This window comes from Microbacterium sp. (assembly GCF_035687345.1).
Lineage (GTDB): Bacteria > Actinomycetota > Actinomycetes > Actinomycetales > Microbacteriaceae > Microbacterium.
On record NZ_DASRXZ010000091.1, the window covers coordinates 1 to 20,234 of the forward strand.

Sequence of the window (20,234 nt, forward strand, 5' to 3'; positions counted from 1 at the left end):
GCGACCTGGCGCTGCGGAACCCCGTCCGCGACCAGCCGCCTGATCAACGCCCAATCTTCCAAGGAGATCACCCACCCAATCTGGTCTGGGTGGCCTAGTTTTCAAGCGTCGTTTTGGCCGGGTTCTCGAGCGTCGCCGACAGATAGACCACCGATGTTCGGGCCGGTGCAGATGGGAAGCTGATCACTCGCTACCGTGGCCTGCATGACCCGCGTGTGGCTGACGGAGTGGGAGTGGGCGTGCTGCGGTGACGCATTCGGAGTCGGAGACGAGGTCGACTTCGGCGTCGCCACACGAACCCCGGATCCATCATTGGCCGAACTGCTCGGTTCGGCACTGATCGCCACGGTGGACGCGATCGAGTCGCACCACGAAGAGGAACTCGCCGATCGAGTGCACGGCCGCGTGACCGCCGTGCACGCAGTCATGCACGAGGTCGAGGAGCGTCGGTCGTTGCGTCGTCCTGGTCACGGCGCTCCACCGGATGCCGTCATGCCCGCTGAGGGTGAAGAGTGGCCGATGGTACGCCGTGAGCTTGGCGGCGGGGTGTTCGCTGGCGCGCGCCCGTCACGTTACGTTGTCGAGATCGTGCCTCGACCCGGCACCGCCACGCTGGAGCCCGCCCGCGGCGTGCGGCTGCCTTCGCAAGTAGTTGGAGCCGCGCCACAGCCAGAATGCAACAGCACCAGCGATGCCCCCGGCGACCGGACGGCTCGATCACTCGCCGGGTGGCTGGTTGACATCGACGACCGCTGAACGACCCAGCACGGGGTATCGCGTCGCACCGCGATCACCGCCGTCGCCTCATCCGTTTCGTGGCTTGGTGGGCGGCGTAGTTCGCTCCGAATACGTAGAGCCCCGCTGCGATGACGCCGATTGAAGCGCTGGCAACGGTGACGACGTCCCGTCCTTCAAGCCCTGCGCCGGTGGCAAGGCCGATGCCGGCGACGGCCGCCGAGACCGCGGCTACAACGCCAGCGCGACCGATCCACGGTGCTGCGGCCTCGTGGGCACGCGTCCAGACCTTATCGGTCTCGGATGAGTATCCAGGGAGACCGAGATACGGGTTGCGTCGAAATCGCCCGGCACGAATCAGGAAGAATTGAATCCCGCACACGATCGCGCCTAGTGCAAGACCGCCACCCAGGATCAGCAGGAGGCGCGACACCGCCTCATTCTAGGTCGGCGCCGACGCGCTGACGACTTGCGCCGGGGCTAGGAGCCCCCGCTTCAGGCTCACCCCCGGCGGCCCGCAACGAGCCCCATTCGCGCAATGCCCGATTGGTGATCTGTGGTGGCCTAGACGTTGACGGTGAACCCGAGGTCGACATCGCTGGCGGCGTGGCCACCGCCGAGGCCCCAGTTGTGGCGGTCGATCTCGTGCACGATGGTCGACACGTGATCCCCTGGGATGCCGAGCGCGCCCAGCCGCTCGACGATCGCGGCGTACAGCTTGCGCTTCGCGTCCAGCGAGCGGCCGGCGAAGCAGTCGATGGTGACGATCGTCCGATACTCCGGATGAGTGAGGTCTGGCGAGCAGGCGAAGAGATGAGGTTCGTGGACGATCAGTCGGACGTTGCGGTCCTCCGGCGGAATCCGGAAGGCCGTGACCAGGGCGCTGTGGACCGCGTCGATGATGGCAATTTCCTCGTCGACGGAGTACTGGCGGCGAACCTCGATAAGGGCGGCAGGCATTGCGCCACTATGGAGACCGGTACGAGGTATGGAGACCGGTACGAGGCGATGCCAGTCTTCGGTCGTCGGAGGTGCCCGTCCGCCCGCGCAGGTCCCGCAGCCGGGCGATACCCGCATGAGGATCCCGCCACTGTGATCAAGAGCGGGGAGCTCTGAAGTCTGACCAAGGGAAGGCGCGCCCGTTCGCCGCGAATCCATTAGTCAGATGGGGTGCCACCGCCGCCCGAAAGGGCGTGTCAACCGCGCGATGCGCGCATGGAAACGGTATCCGCGCTGCTGGCTGACTCACCCCGGCATGTCCGGAGACAAGATTCCTTGGAAGGATCTGTCTCATGGGACGTCCCAGCAAGTATCCGCGCGAGCTTCGTGAGCGCGCTGTCCGCATGGTCGCCGAGTTGCGGCCCGACTATCCGAGTGAGTACGCCGCGATGACGGCGACCGCGCAGATGCTCGGCATCGGCTCGCCGGAAACCATCCGGACCTGGATCCGCCGCAACCAGGTCGACACCGGGCAACGGCCGGGGGTCACGACCGAGGCGGCGGAGGAGATCAAGCGGCTCAAGCGGGAGAATGCCGAGTTGCGTCGCGCGAACGAGATCTTGAAGGCGGCATCGGCTTTCTTCGCGGCCGAGCTCGACCGGCCACAGAAGCGATAGTCGCGTTCATCAGCGACCACAAGGACCGCCGTGATGGCGGGCTGCGATGGGGTGTCGAGTCGATCTGCGCCGTGCTCACCCAGCACGGCTGCTAGGTCGCCCCATCGACCTACTACGACGCTCGCGGGCGCGGGTCGTCGTCGCGGAAACTGTTGGATGAGCGGTGGAAGCCGATCATCCTGCAGACGTGGATCGACCATCGAAAGGTTCTCGGCGCCCGCAAGCTCTGGCTGCGGCTCCGCCGTGATGGGCACGACATCGCGCGTTGCACGGTCGAACGCCTCATGCGAGAACTCGGGATCGCTGGCGTCGTCCGCGGGAAGCGCAAGCGTCCGGTCGACACGGATCTGCGGGAGACCAGGCCAGCCGACCTCGTCGACCGGCACTTCGCGAGGTTCCGCACGAACCAGCTCTGGGTCGCCGACTTCACCTACGTCTGGACGTGGTCGGGGTGGGTCTATGTCGCGTTCGTGTTCGATGCGCACTCCCGCCGCATCCTCGGCTGGCGCGCCGCCACGAGCATGACCACGCCGCTCGTGCTGGACTGCCTCGACATGGCTCTGTGGACCCGCCGTCGTGAAGGCGTCGCTGGGTTCGGCGGGCTCACGCATCACACCGATGCGGGCAGCGTCTACACGTCGATCGCCTTCACCGACCGGCTCTTCGACGAGGGCATCGATCCGTCCGTCGGCAGCGTCGGCGACGCCTACGACAACTCTCTCGCAGAGTCGCAGATCGGGCTCTACAAGTCCGAACTCATCCACCACGACGGCCCGTGGCGGGACGTCGACCAGGTCGAGGCGGCGACTGCGTCCTGGGTGCTGTGGTTCAACACCGAACGCACCCACGGCTCGATCGACGACCTCACCCCACTCGAGGTCGAGCAGCTCGACTACGCTCGCATCGAACCGGTCGAGAGAGCCGGCTGACACCAACAAACAACTCTCCGGACATGCCGGGGTGAGTCAGGCCCACACCTGTGTCGCCACCCCGTGTCTCACGCTCGAGACCGAGGGATGGTTTCCCCGGCCCCTGACGTGGACGAACCCTTCAAACCTGCGGAAAGAGGGGCGGGCGGCCACGAGCGAGAGCGACACCAGGTGTTTTGCGTAAAGAGTCCTGCGCAGATTTTACGCAGATCAGCCGACTCGGCGCCGCGAATTGGTGATGATCAGGCATTTATTTGGCGGAGACGGAGGGATTGCACCCGGGCCCCTACGCGGATGGTCGCGCGCGTTCAGCCGTGGTTCCGTTGAGTTGCGGGGGTTCACGGACGTGTTCGTGGAGGGTTAGGGGTGTTGGGGGGCGTTCAGGTTACGCGCTTCTTACGCAGGATCCCACCGACGATGTCCCTCGCGTGGGAGGCGGCCACTACTTCAGACTCGTCTCGATTCGAGTGCTTTCGCAAGGGTTTCTGATGCTGTCGCCAGACTCCTCACTGTCCTACGCGGGTTTCGGCTTAGTGAGGGACTGCGCCACTGGAGGACACTCGAAGCGCTATGGAGGCTGAGCTTCCTCACCGAGGTCGAGACTCCGACAAGGTCGGAGCATTGTTGAGGGTGCCGTCCAGTCGCCAGTCAGGCGGCGAGCAGTCCTTCGCGTTGCGCGCGACCTTCAAGAAGCACCATCATCATTGCCCATCGACCCCTCTCCAGCTTCGCGACTTCCAGTGATCCGGTGCGATGAGCCGTTGGCCATTTGGGGTAAAGGGCTACAAATGCACTTGCCATCGCGACAGCTGCCTTGTCTTGGGACCAGTCCAACAGCTCCTCGTAATCTGCCGCGCCGGTCACGGCGTACGCCGCTTCGACGGAGATCGGGAACCGGCTTGCTCGAACCGCGATCTCATAGCCCTCGACTGCTTCAGCTTTAGAGATCCCATCTGCATCAAAGGTGAACGGGCTGTGCCGAAGCATGTCCTCGAACATCGCCGCCGCTCGTGCCTTCGCGGCAGGCGAACCGTCGTTGGTTCCGGATTGCTCTCCAATCCGTATGATGGCAGCCCCGATCGGACTCTCACGGAAGCGCCTGTCATGACCCGATAGTGCGAGGTTCGCGACTCCACCGATCAGCTTCCAGAGGATCCAGAGCCCGACCACGATCCCTACGATGACGAGCAGAACGCCCCAGAAGTCCATCCGTTCTCCAATCTCTCGTCGGCGTGTGCGATAACCGCCACGGGCTCCGCCAGATCGCTGATTCTCGTAGCCGCATTCTGTCATAGGGCTGCAGTCAAGTCGCGCGCGTAGCGAGTATCGAGTTCGAACACGCCGAGTGTGCACGAAGGCGCGACGTACGTAACTCCTCGCCGGCCTGCACCCGTCAAGTACCCTGGCGGCATGTTGAGTGACGCCGAGTACCGCCGCCAGTACGAGTTGTTTCTCCATCTGTCACGACACGCGTACAACCGGACGGTGGCTGAATTGCTCAAACGAGCCGTCGTGGACCACGTTCGGGAGGGTTGGACGTTCGAATCGAGTTGGGGCGGATGCGCGAGACTATTCAGGACACGGCGGGGCGGGCTTTTCGGCAAGGAAATGATCGACACGCTCGTCGTGAAAGTCGATAGCTCGGACCACTCCGTTTCGCGAGAACAATGGGAGGAGTCCATGGCCGAACGGAGGCGTCGCGACGCGGCTATGCCGGACTTCAGTGAGGACATGCGACGCCTGGGCTTTTAGAAGTATTCGGCAGAGACATTGGTGCCGGGTCGACAGCTCGGCACCCTGATCGACATCCCGTGGGACCGCGTTCCCCATGGCGCGTTCGGCCAATACACATAGTCGCTCTCGGCGCTCGATGAAGTAGGCGTCGAACGAGTCGGAGCGAAGCAAGGCCGCGGGCACGACGTGCCTCGACGAGTTCGTCGACCCTGTCGGAACTGACCTGAGCCTTCCTCTCAATCAATTGCATGTATGACGAAGGCGCGGCCCCCAGGATGGTCCGGTTGGTGCTTACCGAGATGCGGCCGCGTTCCGCGTTCGGAGCGAGTGGAGTCTGGATTCGACAAAGGTCGCGTCGTTGACGGTGTTGGGCGTCTTTGCGCCGGCGTCTCCCCCGGGCCCAGGCGGGCACCTGCTCGAGGTCGCGCTCCCCGTCATCGCCGCAAGTCTGCCCGATGGCGTCGATGGCCCCGTCGGCGCGATGGCGTGGTTCGCGTACTCACCGCTACCGGTCGCGTGCTTTCTTCGCGGCCTCGAACACCCGCCAGATGCGTTCAGCTTCAGCGATGAAGTCCGCCTCGGAACGCTTGACGCTCGCCAGGCGGTCGCGCGCTTCAGCGAGGCCCTTCACCCCCTGGGTCGTCAGTCGACTCGCGGCCTTGATGGTCTCAACAGTGGGTACGGAGCCACGGAGCGCGAGGCGCCAGGCGTCGCGCTGCTGCCTGACGCTTACGACACTGATGCCCGCCCGGGCGCCGAACTCGGCTGCCAGTTCAACCATGAGCTCACCGGATGCGTCACCAATCGCTTCATAGACGATTCGACACCGTTTGTAGCGGAGCACGTCCTCGTCTCTACCGGCAGCAACCCACTCTTCCGCCGCACTGCGGATCTTGTCGATGTCCATCGCCTTCTAAGCTCTCAGGATCGAGAGTCCGGCGCCACTCTCAACTCGGGCCGCCACCCACCCAAGTGGGCCGAGCTGCGCGGCGACTGGCGGGTCCCGACGTTGGGACGTCCTTACGCCGAGTATTAGTACGCGCGACGGCGACGGTTGGCTAAGAGGAACCGGTGCCGAGAGCCGGCCTCGCGGCAGGGCTTGTAGATCTTGGTCGGGCACGCATGCAAGTTTGAAGGTGCCGGCAGGCGAGACCCAGACGCCTATGATTCGGCCATGGCAGAAACCATGTCGAAGGAGCAGGCGAGCAACGTTCTCGAGTCCGACATCCTTCGACGGGTCGCCATTCGAGGAGGGGGGCTGATTCTGAGCGGCCTCCTCGGAGCAGCCACCGTCATGTGGCTCACAGGGTTCTTCGAATTGGTTCGGAACCCGACGCGTTCCGTCGGCCCCGACCTTTTCCTTCAGCCCACTGTGCCCTTTGCTGAGACAGTCGATCCGGTACTTCCCACGCTCGTCACCGCTCTGCTGGCGCTCTCGGTGGTGAAGGTCGGGAAGTTCGCGCCAGGGTTTGTGGTCGGTACTGCCAGCCTCTGCGGCTTCCTCGCCAGCATGTGGGCGACGATGAGCACTCTCGCTCTGGTCGCACCCGGCGCAGACGATCGATCGGCAGCCAATGACACGGTGGCGGGCATCGCACTCGGAGCGGTCGCGGTAGCCGTGACAGTCGTCCTCGCCGAGGTGCTGCCACTGTCTCGGCGGGTACGTCAGAAGCAGCTCGAAGACTCGCTCGCAAAGACACGGGCCGTTCACTCTCTTGCGACAAAGCGGTCTGCCAGTGTGATGTCGCGGTTTCGCGAGAGCCCCTACTCCTCTCCAGCAGCAAGCTGGACCGTCGCGACCTGGTACTTGGCCACGATTGCCATGGCCCTGACTGTACCCCTCGCCTGGGCCTTGGGCGCGCAAACACCCGCGGCCGCTGTGGCCGACGTCTGGATTGTGGCTGCGTCGCTCTCTGTGATCATGTCCCTCGAGCTCATTGCGCTGCACGGGTTGGCGCGATTCCGCTTGGAGGTGCCCACCTGGAAGGACGAACGAACCCCTTTCGCGTTCATTCTCGTAATAGCCGCCGTCGGAGCGTCGGCACTCACGATTAGCTTTCCGCTCGCGACTGCGTTCGCCGGACCATTCATCTACGGACTGATACCAGGGGCCTGGTCGATACTCCTCCTGATCAGTGGTCTCCTTCCCCTTTGGGCACGTCTGCCAAAGTGGGGGTGGTTCGGTCAAGTGGTGATGGCGCAGCGAGGTTGGACGCTACAGCGAAGAGAGGACCGCCTCTCCCGAGTGCAGCGAGCCACAGAAATCGATGCCATGCCCCGGCGGGCAACACACTCGAACGATCGGTTGACGTGGAGGCAACGCCTGCTGGGACGCGAGTAGAGGGAATCGACGACTCAATCGGTCGAGCTAGCAGGTTACGGGCCAGGAACGGACAGCGATCGTAGATCATCGATGACCGCCGTCCACATACGGGCCCCACGTGCACGTTGGCTCGTCGTCGTCACCCATTCGTGCTTTCACGGCGGAGACCGAGGGATGGTTTCCCCCGCCCTCAACGCGGATGAACCTCTTGAACGCGCGGAAACACCAAGTGAGACGAGCCACCAGGCGAGCGACGCCGGGGCGATGCACGTAAAGAATCTTGCGCAGCGTTTACGCAGAAGGGCCGATCCGGCAACGCAGAACGGCGCTGACCAGGCATTTACTTGGCGGAGACGGAGGGATTTGAACCCTCGGTCCCCCGGAGGGGACTCCACCTTAGCAGGGTGGTGCACTAGGCCTGACTATGCGACGTCTCCAGGCATCCGATCGCCGAAGCCATACAGATGCGCTCAGCAATCATAACCCGGACCCGTGCACGTCAAGAACCGCCGGCGGCTCCGGAAGCCGGAGGATACGACCCGGATGCCGCGCCCGCAACCCCGCTGTCCGCACGGCTCGCGGGCCCCAGACTCGGGGCCATGACCGACACTCCTGACCGCCATGAGCAGGTCGCCCCGACCCAGCGCCTCGACGACGCCTCGACCTACGACCGCGACACCGCGGCCGCCCGTCACGACGGCGACGTCGCACCGGCCCGCACCGACGATCGCCCCCTCCGCGAAGAGGTCCTCGCCCGCGAAGAGGAGCGCTTCGGCGGGTTCAAGTTCGGCTCCGCGTTCTTCGGCTGGATCGCCGCGATGGGTCTCGCGCTCCTGCTGACCGCCCTCATCGCCGCGATCGGCGGCGCCATCGGCGCTGTCGCCCCGGATGCGGCGGAAGATGCCGCGAACGCCGCCGCCGACAACATGGGCGTCACCACCATCGTCGGCGCGATCGCCCTCGCGCTCGTGCTGTTCATCGCGTACTTCGCCGGCGGTTACGTCGCCGGACGCATGGCCCGGTTCAGCGGCGTCAAGCAGGGACTCGCCGTCTGGCTGTGGGCGATCGTCATCGCCGTCATCGTCGCCGTCGTCACGGCGGTCGGCGGAGCCCAGTGGGACATCCTCGGCGCCCTCGGCGGCTTCCCGCGCATCCCGGTGACTCCCGAGACCGCGACGACCGCGGGCATCCTCACCGCGGTGGGCGCCGCGGTCGTGACGCTCGCCGGCGCGCTCCTCGGCGGTGCGGCCGGCATGCGGTACCACCGCCGCGTCGACCGCGAGGGCCTCGCCGTCGTCTGACGGCCGAAGACTAGCGCTGCGGCTGCGAGCAGGTGACCTGTGCGGCCGTCGTGCCGGTGATCGACGACGGAAGCTCGACCGCGGCGTCCGCGGGGGGCGGGGTCGCGGCATCCGTCGGGTCCGCCGGCGCGTCGGTCGTGCCGGGCGTGGGCGTGACGGATGCCTCGGGCGTCGGCTTCGTGGCCTCACCGGCCACCTCGGGGGCACCCGCTGCCGCGCTCGTCGAACCGGTGAGCACGAGCGGCTTGTTCTCGCGCAGGGCGGCGAAGAGCACATCGCCGGCATCGCGAACGGGGACGACGTCGCTGCGTCCGTTGCCGGGGATGTACCGCGTCGGGTACTGCACGAAGACGATGTCGGCGTAGTCGACGTCTTTCACCGCCATCGCGATCTGCACCATGAGCGTAGGGTTCGTGAGCGACCGGCTCAGCAGGAGCTGACCCTCGGTGACCTGCTTCATCGCGGTCGTGGCGAGCGAGAACAGCGTCGACGCGTTCGAGAGCACGGACTCGCCCTGCAGCTTGCGCACGAGCGAAGACATGAACTGCTGCTGGTTGGAGATGCGCCCGAGGTCGGAGCCGTCGGCGACGCCGTGCCGCATGCGCAGGAACTGGAGCGCCTGGACGCCCTGCAGGGTGTGCGTGCCGGCGGTGAGCGTCAGACCCGTGTGGGGGTCGTGCACATCGCCCGTCACGCACACGTCGACGCCGCCGATCGCATCGGACATGTTGATCACGCCGGTCCAGCGGATCGCGCCGGCGAACTGGATGTCCTCGCCCGTCAGCGCCTCGACCGTCTTCACCGTGCACGCGAGGCCGCCGTACATATACGAGGCGTTGAGCATCTGCGAGCTCATCGCCGAGTACTCGCCGCCGTCCGCCCGCGGGCACGCGGGGATCGGCACGAGCATGTCGCGTGGGAACGAGACGACCGTCACGCGACGGGGGTTGTCCGAGATGTGCAGGAGCATCGTGACGTCGTTGCGCTCGCCCTCGGTGTCGCCGGCCTGGCACGCGCCGGAGAGCGCCGCATTCGCGCCCTCGCACGAGTCCGTGCCGACGAGCAGCACGTTCACGCCGCCTTCGATCTCGCCGATCGTGGGTGGCAGCGGCTCATCCCCCTCGAGGTCCACGGCGTGGTCGGCGGCCGCTCGCGCGGTGTCCCACACGGCGAAGGCGCCGACGCCGACGGCGCTCACGACCGCGACGAGCACGACGACGCCGAGCATCGCCAGAAGCTGCAGAAGCGGGTTGGGTGCCGAGAGCGCCCCGTGACGGGCGATCGGATGCCGCGGCCCGCGCCGCGCGGAACCACCCGCCACGTCAGCCGTTGGCCCTCAGATTGCCCGCGGAGCACGTCTCCTGGTCGGCGCTGAAGCCCGAGATCGACGACGGCAGCTCGACCGGCGTCGGCGCAGGAGTCGCCGTCTCGGTCGCACCGGGCGTCGGCTCGGTCGGAGCGGGAGTCTCGGCCGGCTGGTCCGAGGGCTGGGGGTCGACCACGATCACGCCGCCGCCACGGCTCGGGTCGCCCGTGAGGCTGATCGGCACGTTCGCGTCGATCGCCGCCCACAGCTGCTCGGCCGCCTCGTAGTTCGGCACGACGCGGTTCGGGTCGGACGGGTCGGCGTTGACGGGATACTGCACGAAGACGATGTCGTCGAACGGGACGTTCTTCACCGCGAGTGCGATCTGCATGAGCGTCACGGGGTTGGTGAGCGACTCGCTCGGCGTGACGTTGTCGACCGCCGTGGTCGCCAATTTGAGGAGCGTCGGCAGGTCCGACAGCACGTCCTCGCTCATGATCTTCTTCGCGAGGCGCGACATGTACTGCTGCTGGTTGCTGATGCGGGCCAGATCACTGCCGTTCTCGAGACCGTGACGCGTGCGCAGGAACTGCAGCGCCTCCAGGCCCGAGATCGTGCGCGGACCGGCCGGCCAGTCGATGCCGGTGTAGCGGTCGCGGATGCCGCCGTTGCCGATGCAGACCTCGACGCCGCCGATCGCGTTGGTGATCTCGATGACCCCGCCCCACGTGACCTTCGCGGCGAACGGGATCGGACGCCCCGCGAGCTGCGAGACCGTCTTCACGACGCACGAGAGGCCGCCGTACATGTAGGCGGAGTTGATCATCTGCTTGCTCATCGCGGACGTCTGCGATCCGTCGGCGCGCGTGCACGACGGGATCGGCACCATGAGGTCGCGCGGGAACGACACGACCGTCACGCGGCGCGGCTCGGCCGAGATGTGCACGAGCAGGTTGACGTCGTTGAGCTCGCCGCCCGCATCGGCGCCGGTGCAGCGGCTGCCGAAGAACTGCGCGTACTCGGGCTCGCACGCATCGGTGCCCGCGATGAAGAGGTCGACTTCGCTCTCGATCGCCCCGATGTCGGGCGGGACGGGACCCTGGTCCTCGAGGTCGACCGCCCCCTCGGCGAAGCTCGCCGTGATGTCGTACGCGGCGTATGCGGCGATCCCCGCACCGGAGGCGAGCACCACGGCGACGATCACGCCGAGCACCTTCAGAAGCAGAGAGAACGGATGCGGGGACGACAGCTCGCCGTGGCGCGCCACTGTGCGGCGCCCACGTCGTGCGGGCCGGGTCGTCTTGGTCACACGGGCTCTCTTCTAGCGGAGGGTGTGGGATTCGAACCCACGGGACATCGCTGCCCACTGGTTTTCAAGACCAGCTCCATCGGCCGCTCGGACAACCCTCCCGTCGGGAAGCCGGCTTCGCGGCATCCGTCGATCAGGCGTCGAGTCTAGCCGACAGCGCTGTCGTGCCATTGTTCCAACGGTGTCTGGACAAGCTCTGAAAGACGCGCGTGCGGAGGCTCAACCGATCCGCTCAGTGGCCGGGATGGGAGCGCGCCCACGCTAGAGCTTGCGGAGCACCTCGGCCACGCCTCCGTCGTGCACCGACAGGGTGGTCTCGCCCGCCGCGTCGCGCACTTCCTGCGGCCCCTGCTCCATCGCAACGGCACGACCGCCGTTCTCGAGGGCCCAGCGGAACATGCCGACGTCGTTGCGGCCATCGCCGATCACGAGCACGTGCGCGGGATCGATGCCGAGCTCGCGACGGACGATCTCGAGGCCCGTGCTCTTGTCGACCCCCTTCGGCGCGATGTCGAGCCATGCGGTCCAGCCGATCGCGTAGGAGACCTGGTTCAGTCCGATCCGCTCCACGAGCTCGAGGAAGTCGCGTTCGCGCTTGTCGGGCGAGACGACGACGACGCGGCACACCGGCTGCGCGCCGAGCTCATCGAAGGGGACGCGGCGCGCGTTCACGAGGTTCCAGTCCTCGAGGTACTCGGTGTAGAGGCGGTGCCCGTCGGGCAGCTCGACCATGTACCGGGCCTCGGGCAGATGCTCGTGCAGGATCGTGAGCACCTCGCGCGCGTCGAACGTCTCGGTGTGGAAGCGCTCGTACTTCAGCTCGTCGGCGTCGATGCGCTTGAGCACGACCGCGCCGTTCGAGCACACGACGTATTCGGGCGCGATCTGCAGCACGCGCAGGATGCCTCGCGTGCCCTCCCAGCTGCGCCCGGTCGCGATCATGACCTCGTGGCCCGCCTTGTGCGCGTGCTCCACGGCCTCGACGACACCGGGGCTGAGCGACTCGTCTTCGAGCAGCACGGTGCCGTCGATGTCGAGCACGATGAGCAGCCGCTCGACGACGACCGTCGGATCCTCCGTGTCGCGCGCGACCCGCTCGACGAGCTTGGCCGCCTTCTTCGGCTTGACGACCTTGACGCTGCCCGTGGGCGGAAGATGAGCTTCGGTCAAGACACGGGCTCCATGACTTCGAGCCCGCCCAGGTACGGCCGCAGCACCTCCGGCACGGTGACCGAGCCGTCCTCCCGCTGGTGGGTCTCGAGCAGCGCGACGATCCAGCGGGTCGTCGCGAGCGTGCCGTTGAGCGTCGCGACGTGCTGCGTCTTGCCGCCGTCCGGGCGGTGACGGATGTCGAGGCGACGCGCCTGGTAGGTCGTGCAGTTCGACGTCGACGTGAGCTCGCGATACGCCTGCTGCGTCGGCACCCACGCCTCGATGTCGTACTTGCGCGCCGCGCTCGAGCCGAGGTCGCCCGCGGCGACGTCGATGACGCGGTACGAGAGGCCGAGGTCCTGCAGCATCCGCTCCTGCTGGGCGAGGAGCCGCAGGTGCTCCTCCTCCGAGTCCTCGAGGGTCGTGTAGACGAACATCTCGAGCTTGTTGAACTGGTGCACCCGGATGATGCCGCGCGTGTCCTTGCCGTACGACCCCGCCTCGCGGCGGTAGCACGTCGACCAGCCGGCGTAGCGCTTGGGGCCCTTGGAGAGGTCGATGATCTCGCCCATGTGGTACCCGGCGAGGGGCACCTCGCTCGTGCCGACGAGATAGAGGTCGTCGTCTTCGAGGTGGTAGACCTCGTCGGAGTGCTGACCGAGGAACCCGGTGCCGCGCATGACCTCGGGCCGCACGAGCGTGGGCGGCGTGAGCGGCGTGAAGCCCGCCTCGAGCGCGCGATCGAGCGCGAGCATCATGATCGCCAGTTCGAGGCGCGCACCGATCCCGGTGAGGAAGTAGAAGCGGCTGCCCGACACCTTGGTGCCGCGCTCCATGTCGATCGCGCCGAGCAGCTCGCCGAGCTCGAGGTGGTCGCGCGGCTCGAACGAGAACGCGGGAACCTCGCCGTGCGTTCGCAGCGTGACGAAGTCCGCTTCGCCCCCCGCCGGCACACCGTCGATGATGACGTTCTCGATGCGCGCCATCGCCTCGTCGGCGGCCTGCTCGGCGACGGTGACGGCCTGCTGGGCCTCCTTCACCCGGACGCTCAGTTCCTTCGCCTCGGCGGCGAGCGCCGCCTTCTCCTCCTTCGGAGCCTGCGCGACGCGCTTGCCGTGCGCGTTCTGCTGCGCGCGCAGCTCCTCATAGGCGGCGATGGCCTGGCGGCGGGCCCGGTCGGCGGCGAGCGCGGCGTCGACCGTGTCGGGCGACTCCCCCCGGGCCTCCTGCGAGCGCCTGACCAGCTCGGGATTCTCGCGAAGAAGCACTGGATCGATCACCCCACGAGTCTAGTCGGGCGAACTTCACGCACACCGTGGCGGTGCGGTCTTAGGGTTGGAGCCATGACAGCCGCATCCGGGTCCGGGGACGAGCCCCGCCGCGACGATCCGGACCAGCCCGCCGACGTGCACGAGCACACGGATGCGCCGGATCCCGAGCGGGCCGCGGCACCTGACGACACGATCCGCGAGCCGGAGGATGTCGAGCCCGACAAGCCCGGACGCGAGGGCGAGGCCCGCCGCGTCGGCGAGGAGGGTGAGCCGAAGCCGTTCCCGGCCGAGGACGAGCCGCGCAAGCGCGCCGCACTCGTGTACAACCCCACGAAGGTCGACGCCGACGCGCTGCGCAAGAGCGTCGCCGACCACGCGAAGGCCGCCGGATGGGCGGAGCCGCTGTTCTACGAGACGACGGTCGAAGACCTCGGCGACGACGTGACGCGGCAGGCCCTCGACGAGAAGGTCGACGCGGTGCTCGTCGCGGGCGGCGACGGGACGGTGCGCGCCGTGAGCGAGGCGATGGGCGGATCCGGTGTTCCGCTGACGATCGTGCCGAGCGGAACCGGCAACCTCCTCGCGCGCAATCTGCGGCTGCCGCTCGACGATCCGGATGCGATGGTCGCCGCCACCTTCGACGGCGAGACGCTCGAGATGGACCTCGGATGGGCGCGCCTGCAGCGCCCCGACGGCGAGATCGCCGAGCACGCGTTCGTCGTCATGGGAGGCATCGGGCTCGACGCGGCGATGATCGCCAACACGAACCCGCAGCTCAAGAAGACGGTCGGATGGGTCGCGTACGTCGACGGCGCGGCGCGCTCGCTCGCCAACGCGAAGCCCTTCCGCGTCGTGTACCAGCTTCCCGGTCGCCGCCTGCACGCCGCGCGCGTGCAGAGCGTGCTGTTCGCCAACTGCGGGTCGCTCCCCGCCGGCCTCGAGCTCATCCCCGAGGCATCCGTGACCGATGGGGCCCTCGACATCGTGATCTTCCAGCCCAAGGGCCCGTTCGGCTGGCTCTTCGTGTGGCGGCGGGTCGCGTGGGACAACAGTGTGCTGCGCCGCTTCCGCGCGGGCCGCAAGGTGCTCGCGATCACGACGCGAGACAACTCCGTGCTTTACACGCGCGGCGAGGGCATCGAGCTCGCGCCCACCGAGGCGCAGCCGGTGCAGCTCGACGGCGATGAGTTCGGCGAGGCGGTGAACGTACGCACGCGCATCGCGCCGCGCGACCTCATCGTGACGGTGCCGAAGGGGCACGACGTCTCGGCACTCTGATCACGGGCTGACCGGATGCCGCGCGGGCGTTCGCGCGCGGCATCCGTCGATCCGTCATCCCTTGACCGCGCCGCCGAGCCCCGCCGACCGCAGGAAGACGTTCTGGAACAGGAGGAACATCGCGATCGGGATGAGCGTCGCGATCGCGAGCGCGGCGAGGAAGACGTCGAGCTCCGTCTGGGACTGCACCGCCGGCAGGCGCACCGACAGCGGCTGCACGGCGGGGTCGGGCAGCACGAGCATCGGCCACAGGTAGTCCTTCCACGCGGCGATGATCGCGAAGACCGACACCACTCCGAGGATCGGCTTCGACATCGGAAGCACGATCGACCAGAAGAGCCGGAAGGGTCCGGCGCCGTCGGTCTTCGCCGCCTCGAACACCTCGCGCGGGAGACTGTCGAAGAAGCGCTTCACGAGCAGGATGTTGAACGCGTTCGCGCCCATCGGCAGCCACACCGCGAGGTAGTTGTTGAGCAGGCTCACGTCGCCCAGGAGCGGTGGGTTGACGATCGTGAGGTACAGCGGCACGAGCAGCACGATGCCGGGGATGAACAGGGTCGCGAGCACGAGCCCGTTGAGGATCGGCGCGTAATTCGGCCGCAGCACCGACAGCGCGTAGCCGGCCGTCGTCGCGATGAACAGCTGCGTGAGCCACGCCCCCGCCGCGATCACGATCGTGTTGAAGAAGTACTGATCGATGTGGATGTCGTTCCAGGCCGTCGACAGGTTCTCCCAGTCGATGCCGTTCGGCCACAGCGCGAACGGCTGCTGCAGCGTGTCCTGCGTGGGAGTGACCGCGGCCTTCGCGAGCCACAGGATCGGGCCGAGCCCCGCGATCACGAGCGTCGCGAACAGGAAGACGTGCGTGACGGTGAGACCCGTGCGGGTGCCGGGCCGGCGGCGCTCGGATGCCGAGACGATCGTGCGCTCGCTCATGAGGTGCTCCAACGGTTCGTCAGCTTGAAGTACAGCCACGACAGGATCGCGAGCACGATCGCCAGCAGCACCGAGACCGCCGTCGCCTCGCCGTAGTCGCCGCCGAGGGAGTTCCGGAACGCCTTGTCGTAGATGTACAGCAGGATCGTCTTCGTCGCCCCGGCCGGCCCGCCGCCCGTGAACAGGAAGGGCTCGAGGAACACCTGCGCGGTCGCGATGACCTGCAGGATGAGCATGATGAAGAGGATTCCGCGCAGCTGCGGCAACGTGACGTGCCACACCTTGCGCCAGATGCCGGCACCGTCGACCTCGGCCGCGTCGTACAGCTCAGGCGGCACCGACAGCAGTGCCGCCAGGTAGATGATGATCGACCCGCCCGCCGCCGCCCACGTCGCCTCGAGCACGAGGGAGGGCATCGCCTGCACCGCCGACGAGATCCACGGCTGCGGCGGGATGCCGAACCACGAGAGCGCCGTGTTGAAGACGCCGTTCGGCGACGAGTCGTAGAAGAAGCGCCACAGCAGCACCGCGACCACCGGCGGGATCACGACCGGCAGGTACGCGAGCGCCGAGTAGAGGCCCTTGCCACGCCGCACCTCGCTCATGAGCACCGCCATGAACAGGGGCAGCGGGAACCCGAAGAGCAGCGCAAGCAGCGCGAAGTACAGGGTGTTGATGACCGCGCGACCCAGTTGCGGGTCGCTGAGCACCGCGATGTAGTTGTCGAACCCGACCCACTCGCTCACGATGAGGTTCGTCTTCTGCAGGCTCATGATCACCGACTGCACGATCGGCGACCACGAGAAGAAGAAGAACACGAACACCATCGGCAGCACGAACAGCAGGTTCGCGAGGCCGCCGCCGCGGTACCACGTGAGCGGTGTGCGCCGTGTGCGTGGGCGCTCGGGGGGCGGGGCGGGGGCGACGGATGCCGCGGCCGGCCGTTCCGGAAGGGTCGCAGTCATGCGGGGCTTTCGTTCAGCTTGTGCACGGGTGGGGTCGACCCTTCGACACGCTCACGGACCGATGTCGGTCGCTGGGCTCGTCGAAGCGTCGCAATGAACGAAGGGGCGGATGCCGGGACCGGGCGCGTCGCGGCATCCGCCCCGCTTCTCACTGGTCGAGGATCGCCTGCGCGTCGGCCTGGGCCTGCGCGAGGAGCGCGTCGATGTCGGCGTTCTCGTCGGTGAGCACCGTCTGCACGACGGTGTCGAGCAGCGCGTAGATCTCCTGCGTCGCCTTCTTCGGCTCGCCGACCGGCGTCTGGTCCCAGATGCTGTCGGTGAACGGCTTCATCTGGTCGCGCGGCACGTTGATGTAGTCCTCGATCCACACGAGCGACTCCTCGTACAGCTCGCGGCTCAGCACGGGGAGCACGGGCGTGCCGACGGCCTGGCCGGACTCGTTGAGCGTCTTCGCGTCCTGCACCGCGGCATCCTCGTCGAGGAGCTTCTGCATGTAGTACCAGTCGATCCACTCGACCGCCGCGGCCTTGGTGGCATCGTCGACCGTCGGGCTGATCACGGCGATGTCGCCGCCGCCGAGCGTGCCGGGGTCGTCGCCCTCGATCGGCACGACCGCGAGCCCGTAGACGTCGGGCTCGAGACCGAAGTCGCGCACGAGCGCCGTGTAGACGTCGGAGCCCGACGTGTACATGCCGATGTTGCCCGCGGCGAACTCCTGGTTGATCGTGCCCCAGTCGAGGTCGACCTTCGAGCCGAAGGAGCCGTCCTCCCACTTGAGGTCGTGGAGGAACTCGAGCGTCGCCTTGGTGCCCTCGTTGTCGATCGTCGACTCGGCCGAGCCGTCCTCGTTGTCGACCTGGGTGCGACCGCCGCGCGCGACGGTCTGCGCCGTGAGCTGCCAGCCGCCGGTGTTGTTGATCGCCATCTGCGCGTAGCCGGCCTTGCCCGTGGCATCCGTGATCTTCTTCGCGTACTCGCGCACCTCCTCCCACGTGGTGGGCGGCTGGTCGGGGTCGAGTCCGGCCTGCTCGAAGAGGTCGCGGTTGTAGTGCAGGCCCATCGCGTAGGCCTGGCGCGGGAAGCCGTAGATGTTGCCGTCGGAGTCCTTCACCCCGTCGAGGATGATCGGGTTGAACGCGTCCTCGTAGCCGAGCTCCTTGATCTCGGCGGTGACGTCCATGAGCTGACCGTTCTCGAGCAGCGTCTTGGAGTCCGTGAACGGCACCGTGAACACGTCGGGCAGGCTGCCGCCGGCGAGCTGCACGGCGAAGGTCGGGCCCTCCCACTCGTACTCGACGCCGATGATGTCGATGTCGGGGTGCTCGTCCTCGAACTGCTTCTCCTGGGCGGCGAACGCTTCGTACGCCGCGGCGTCCGCTCCGGGCGGGAAGGTCGCGACGCGCAGCTCGACCTTGCCGCTCTCGTCGCCTCCTCCGCTGCTGCTCGTCGAGCAGCCCACGAGTGCGCCGACGGTCGCCACCGCGGCGACACCGGCGAGCAGGACCCTTGCTGGTGACTTCATCGTCTTTCCTTTCTTGGTGGCGGATGCCGCGTCACGCTGCCGCGGGACCCTCCGGGGTGTGCGGGGTGCCCGTCGCCGCGTCGGATGCGCCGGCATCCGTGGTCTCGTCGGAGACACGCAGCCACGCTGTGGAGTTGCCCGCGAGCCGACCGCCGTCGAGCGGGCTGCTCGTGAGCAGGAGCTCCGCGCCGACGGGCAGCGGCACGGGGCTCTCGCCGGTGTTCACGACGCACGCGAAGTCGCCGCGCCGGAAGGACAAGACGTCGTCGGCGCCGGGCGTGCCGGCGGGGACGGCGTCGTGCCACCACTCGAGCGGCACGTCGGGATCGAGGTCGCGGCGCACGCGCAGCGCCTCGCGATACAGGTTCAGCGTCGACGCGGGGTCCGCCTCCTGCGCCTCGACCGTGAGCGCGCGCCACGATTCGGGCTGCGGCAGCCACGTCTCGACGCCGTCGGGACTGAACCCGAAGGGCGGGCGGTCGCCCGACCAGGGCAGGGGCACGCGGCATCCGTCGCGCCCCGGATCGATGCCGCCGGACCGGTGGTGCATCGGGTCCTGGATGAGCTCGATCGGGAGGTCCTCGACCTCGGGCAGGCCGAGCTCGTCGCCCTGGTAGATGTAGAGGCTGCCGGGCAGGGCCGCGACGAGGAGTGCGGCCGCACGAGCGCGGTGCAGGCCGAGCTCGGGGTCGGTCGGCACGCCGAAGCGCTTCTTGAGGAAGGCGAACGCGGTGTCCTCTCGCCCGTACCGTGTGACGGGGCGCGTGACGTCGTGGTTGCTGAGCACCCACGTGCTCGGGGCGCCGACCGGGGCGTGCGCCGCGAGGGTCGCGTCGATCGACTCGCGGAACGACTGCGCGCCCCACGGCCGCGCGAGGAAGTCGAAGTTGAACGCGGTGTGCATCTCGTCGGGGCGCAGGTAGTTCGTGAACCGCACGATGTCGGGCAGCCAGATCTCGCCCACGAGCACGCGCGTGCCGGGGTACGAGTCCGCGATCGCGCGCCACGAGCGGTAGACGTCGTGCAGCTCGTCACGGTCCTCGGTGGGGTGCGAGCCGGGGCCCTGCTTCTCACCGACCTCGGGCAGATCGGGATCCTTGATCAGCAGGGCCGCCGAGTCGATGCGCACGCCCGCGACGCCCCGATCGAACCAGAACCGCAGGATCTCCTCGTGCTCGCGCCGCACATCGGGGTGGTTCCAGTTCAGGTCGGGCTGCTCGGGCGTGAACAGGTGCAGATACCACTCCCCCGGCGTCCCGTCGGGGTTCGTCGTGCGCGTCCACGTCTCGCCCTGGAAGTTCGACACCCACCGCGTCGGCATCTCGTCGCCGTTCGGGCCCTTGCCCGGGTGGAACCAGAACCGCTCACGCTCCGGGCTGCCGGGGCCTGCCGCGAGGGCCGCCTGGAACCACGGATGCTGGTCGGACACGTGATTCGGGACGATGTCGATGATCGTGCGGATGCCGAGCGCCAGCGCCTCCTGGATGAGCGCCTCCGCCTCGGCGAGGTTTCCGAACCGCGGGTCGATGTCGCGATAGTCCTGCACGTCGTATCCGCCGTCGGCCATCGGGCTCGGGTACCACGGGTTGAACCACAGCGCGTCGACGCCGAGCGTCTTGAGGTAGCCGAGCCGTTGCCGCACTCCCGCGAGGTCGCCCGTGCCGTCGCCGTTCCCGTCGGCGAAGCTGCGCACGTACACCTGGTAGATGACGGCGGACCGCCACCACTGCGGGTCGTCGGTGCGGGGCGTGAGAACGCCGCGGGTTTCAGCTGCCTCGCTCGTGCGGGTCAGGACGTCGCTGTCCACTGAGCTCCTCGTCATCGGGAATCAACGAAAGTTCGGTAGGGATGACGGTA

Annotated in this window: 17 protein-coding genes, 2 tRNA genes and 1 pseudogene; 6 read left to right on the plus strand and 14 right to left on the minus strand. The window is 67.6% G+C overall.

Translation table 11 applies throughout. The annotated features are described in order from the left end of the window. Positions 1–204 precede the first annotated feature (204 nt). Complete coding sequence (locus VFF97_RS10180; RefSeq protein ID WP_325033388.1) at positions 205–756, plus strand: DUF6578 domain-containing protein; 552 nt, start codon at positions 205–207, stop codon at positions 754–756. 34 nt (positions 757–790) lie between these two features. On the opposite strand, the gene VFF97_RS10185 is transcribed toward VFF97_RS10180, so the two are convergent. After that, positions 791–1,168, minus strand: a complete 378-nt coding sequence (locus VFF97_RS10185; protein WP_325033389.1) for a hypothetical protein — start codon at positions 1,166–1,168, stop codon at positions 791–793. A gap of 131 nt (positions 1,169–1,299) precedes the next feature. Next, positions 1,300–1,695, minus strand: a complete 396-nt coding sequence (locus VFF97_RS10190; protein ID WP_325033390.1) for a tautomerase family protein — start codon at positions 1,693–1,695, stop codon at positions 1,300–1,302. A gap of 332 nt (positions 1,696–2,027) precedes the next feature. On the opposite strand from VFF97_RS10190, the pseudogene VFF97_RS10195 reads away from it, so the two are divergent. Then, positions 2,028–3,280 (plus strand): annotated as a pseudogene (locus tag VFF97_RS10195) (IS3 family transposase). A 648-nt stretch (positions 3,281–3,928) separates the two neighbouring features. On the opposite strand, the gene VFF97_RS10200 reads toward VFF97_RS10195, so the two are convergent. Then, the gene (locus tag VFF97_RS10200) at positions 3,929–4,489 is read right to left on the minus strand and encodes a hypothetical protein (protein ID WP_325033391.1); all 561 of its coding nucleotides are present in this window, start codon (positions 4,487–4,489) and stop codon (positions 3,929–3,931) included. A 201-nt stretch (positions 4,490–4,690) separates the two neighbouring features. Between VFF97_RS10200 and VFF97_RS10205 the strand changes: the two genes are divergently transcribed. Next, positions 4,691–5,032: a hypothetical protein gene (locus VFF97_RS10205; RefSeq protein WP_325033392.1), complete on the plus strand. Its 342-nt coding sequence runs from the start codon at positions 4,691–4,693 to the stop codon at positions 5,030–5,032. 487 nt (positions 5,033–5,519) lie between these two features. On the opposite strand, the gene VFF97_RS10210 is transcribed toward VFF97_RS10205, so the two are convergent. Beyond that, complete coding sequence (locus VFF97_RS10210) at positions 5,520–5,921, minus strand: hypothetical protein (protein WP_325033393.1); 402 nt, start codon at positions 5,919–5,921, stop codon at positions 5,520–5,522. 267 nt (positions 5,922–6,188) lie between these two features. Here VFF97_RS10210 and VFF97_RS10215 point away from each other — a divergent pair, with 267 nt between their 5' ends. After that, complete coding sequence (locus VFF97_RS10215) at positions 6,189–7,355, plus strand: hypothetical protein (protein WP_325033394.1); 1,167 nt, start codon at positions 6,189–6,191, stop codon at positions 7,353–7,355. Between the two features lie 327 nt (positions 7,356–7,682). On the opposite strand, the gene VFF97_RS10220 is transcribed toward VFF97_RS10215, so the two are convergent. Continuing rightward, positions 7,683–7,774: transfer RNA gene (locus VFF97_RS10220), tRNA-Ser, on the minus strand. Between the two features lie 162 nt (positions 7,775–7,936). Between VFF97_RS10220 and VFF97_RS10225 the strand changes: the two genes are divergently transcribed. After that, complete coding sequence (locus VFF97_RS10225) at positions 7,937–8,638, plus strand: hypothetical protein (protein WP_325033395.1); 702 nt, start codon at positions 7,937–7,939, stop codon at positions 8,636–8,638. 10 nt (positions 8,639–8,648) lie between these two features. On the opposite strand, the gene VFF97_RS10230 is transcribed toward VFF97_RS10225, so the two are convergent. From VFF97_RS10230 to serS, 5 genes are all read right to left on the minus strand, one after another. Further along, a complete protein-coding gene (locus VFF97_RS10230) occupies positions 8,649–9,920 on the minus strand; it encodes an LCP family protein (RefSeq protein ID WP_414684249.1) in 1,272 nt (423 codons plus the stop codon). Between the two features lie 40 nt (positions 9,921–9,960). Continuing rightward, positions 9,961–11,253 (minus strand): LCP family protein, encoded by a 1,293-nt coding sequence (locus VFF97_RS10235; protein ID WP_325033397.1) that lies wholly within the window; start codon positions 11,251–11,253, stop codon positions 9,961–9,963. A gap of 16 nt (positions 11,254–11,269) precedes the next feature. Continuing rightward, a tRNA-Ser gene (locus VFF97_RS10240) sits at positions 11,270–11,354 on the minus strand. Between the two features lie 160 nt (positions 11,355–11,514). Further along, positions 11,515–12,423, minus strand: coding sequence for an HAD family hydrolase (locus VFF97_RS10245; RefSeq protein WP_325033398.1), 909 nt, complete (start codon positions 12,421–12,423; stop codon positions 11,515–11,517). Continuing rightward, a complete protein-coding gene (gene serS, locus VFF97_RS10250) occupies positions 12,420–13,685 on the minus strand; it encodes a serine--tRNA ligase (protein WP_325033399.1) in 1,266 nt (421 codons plus the stop codon). The genes VFF97_RS10245 and serS overlap by 4 nt, the downstream gene beginning before the upstream one ends. A gap of 63 nt (positions 13,686–13,748) precedes the next feature. Here serS and VFF97_RS10255 point away from each other — a divergent pair, with 63 nt between their 5' ends. Then, complete coding sequence (locus tag VFF97_RS10255; RefSeq protein WP_325033400.1) at positions 13,749–14,954, plus strand: diacylglycerol/lipid kinase family protein; 1,206 nt, start codon at positions 13,749–13,751, stop codon at positions 14,952–14,954. Positions 14,955–15,008: 54 nt separating this feature from the next. On the opposite strand, the gene VFF97_RS10260 is transcribed toward VFF97_RS10255, so the two are convergent. The 4 genes from VFF97_RS10260 to VFF97_RS10275 all read right to left on the minus strand — a co-directional run bounded on the left by VFF97_RS10260 (position 15,009) and on the right by VFF97_RS10275 (position 20,199). Then, positions 15,009–15,890 (minus strand): carbohydrate ABC transporter permease, encoded by an 882-nt coding sequence (locus VFF97_RS10260; protein WP_325033401.1) that lies wholly within the window; start codon positions 15,888–15,890, stop codon positions 15,009–15,011. Further along, a complete protein-coding gene (locus VFF97_RS10265; RefSeq protein ID WP_325033402.1) occupies positions 15,887–16,855 on the minus strand; it encodes a sugar ABC transporter permease in 969 nt (322 codons plus the stop codon). The genes VFF97_RS10260 and VFF97_RS10265 overlap by 4 nt, the downstream gene beginning before the upstream one ends. 148 nt (positions 16,856–17,003) lie before the next feature. After that, the gene (locus VFF97_RS10270; protein ID WP_325033403.1) at positions 17,004–18,377 is read right to left on the minus strand and encodes an ABC transporter substrate-binding protein; all 1,374 of its coding nucleotides are present in this window, start codon (positions 18,375–18,377) and stop codon (positions 17,004–17,006) included. Between the two features lie 31 nt (positions 18,378–18,408). Beyond that, on the minus strand, positions 18,409–20,199 hold the full coding sequence (locus tag VFF97_RS10275) for a glycoside hydrolase family 13 protein (RefSeq protein ID WP_325033404.1): 1,791 nt from the start codon (positions 20,197–20,199) through the stop codon (positions 18,409–18,411). Positions 20,200–20,234 lie beyond the last annotated feature (35 nt).

Excerpts from the sequence above, each read along its gene's own strand:
- VFF97_RS10265 (WP_325033402.1), bottom strand. The coding sequence starts at position 16,855 with ATGACTGCGACCCTTCCGGAACGGCCGGCCGCGGCATCCGTCGCCCCC.
- VFF97_RS10190 (WP_325033390.1), bottom strand. The coding sequence starts at position 1,695 with ATGCCTGCCGCCCTTATCGAGGTTCGCCGCCAGTACTCCGTCGACGAG.
- VFF97_RS10260 (WP_325033401.1), bottom strand. The coding sequence starts at position 15,890 with ATGAGCGAGCGCACGATCGTCTCGGCATCCGAGCGCCGCCGGCCCGGC.
- VFF97_RS10255 (WP_325033400.1), top strand. The coding sequence starts at position 13,749 with ATGACAGCCGCATCCGGGTCCGGGGACGAGCCCCGCCGCGACGATCCG.
- VFF97_RS10270 (WP_325033403.1), bottom strand. The coding sequence starts at position 18,377 with ATGAAGTCACCAGCAAGGGTCCTGCTCGCCGGTGTCGCCGCGGTGGCG.
- VFF97_RS10275 (WP_325033404.1), bottom strand. The coding sequence starts at position 20,199 with ATGACGAGGAGCTCAGTGGACAGCGACGTCCTGACCCGCACGAGCGAG.
- VFF97_RS10215 (WP_325033394.1), top strand. The coding sequence starts at position 6,189 with ATGGCAGAAACCATGTCGAAGGAGCAGGCGAGCAACGTTCTCGAGTCC.
- VFF97_RS10200 (WP_325033391.1), bottom strand. The coding sequence starts at position 4,489 with ATGGACTTCTGGGGCGTTCTGCTCGTCATCGTAGGGATCGTGGTCGGG.
- VFF97_RS10205 (WP_325033392.1), top strand. The coding sequence starts at position 4,691 with ATGTTGAGTGACGCCGAGTACCGCCGCCAGTACGAGTTGTTTCTCCAT.
- VFF97_RS10180 (WP_325033388.1), top strand. The coding sequence starts at position 205 with ATGACCCGCGTGTGGCTGACGGAGTGGGAGTGGGCGTGCTGCGGTGAC.
- VFF97_RS10225 (WP_325033395.1), top strand. The coding sequence starts at position 7,937 with ATGACCGACACTCCTGACCGCCATGAGCAGGTCGCCCCGACCCAGCGC.
- VFF97_RS10210 (WP_325033393.1), bottom strand. The coding sequence starts at position 5,921 with ATGGACATCGACAAGATCCGCAGTGCGGCGGAAGAGTGGGTTGCTGCC.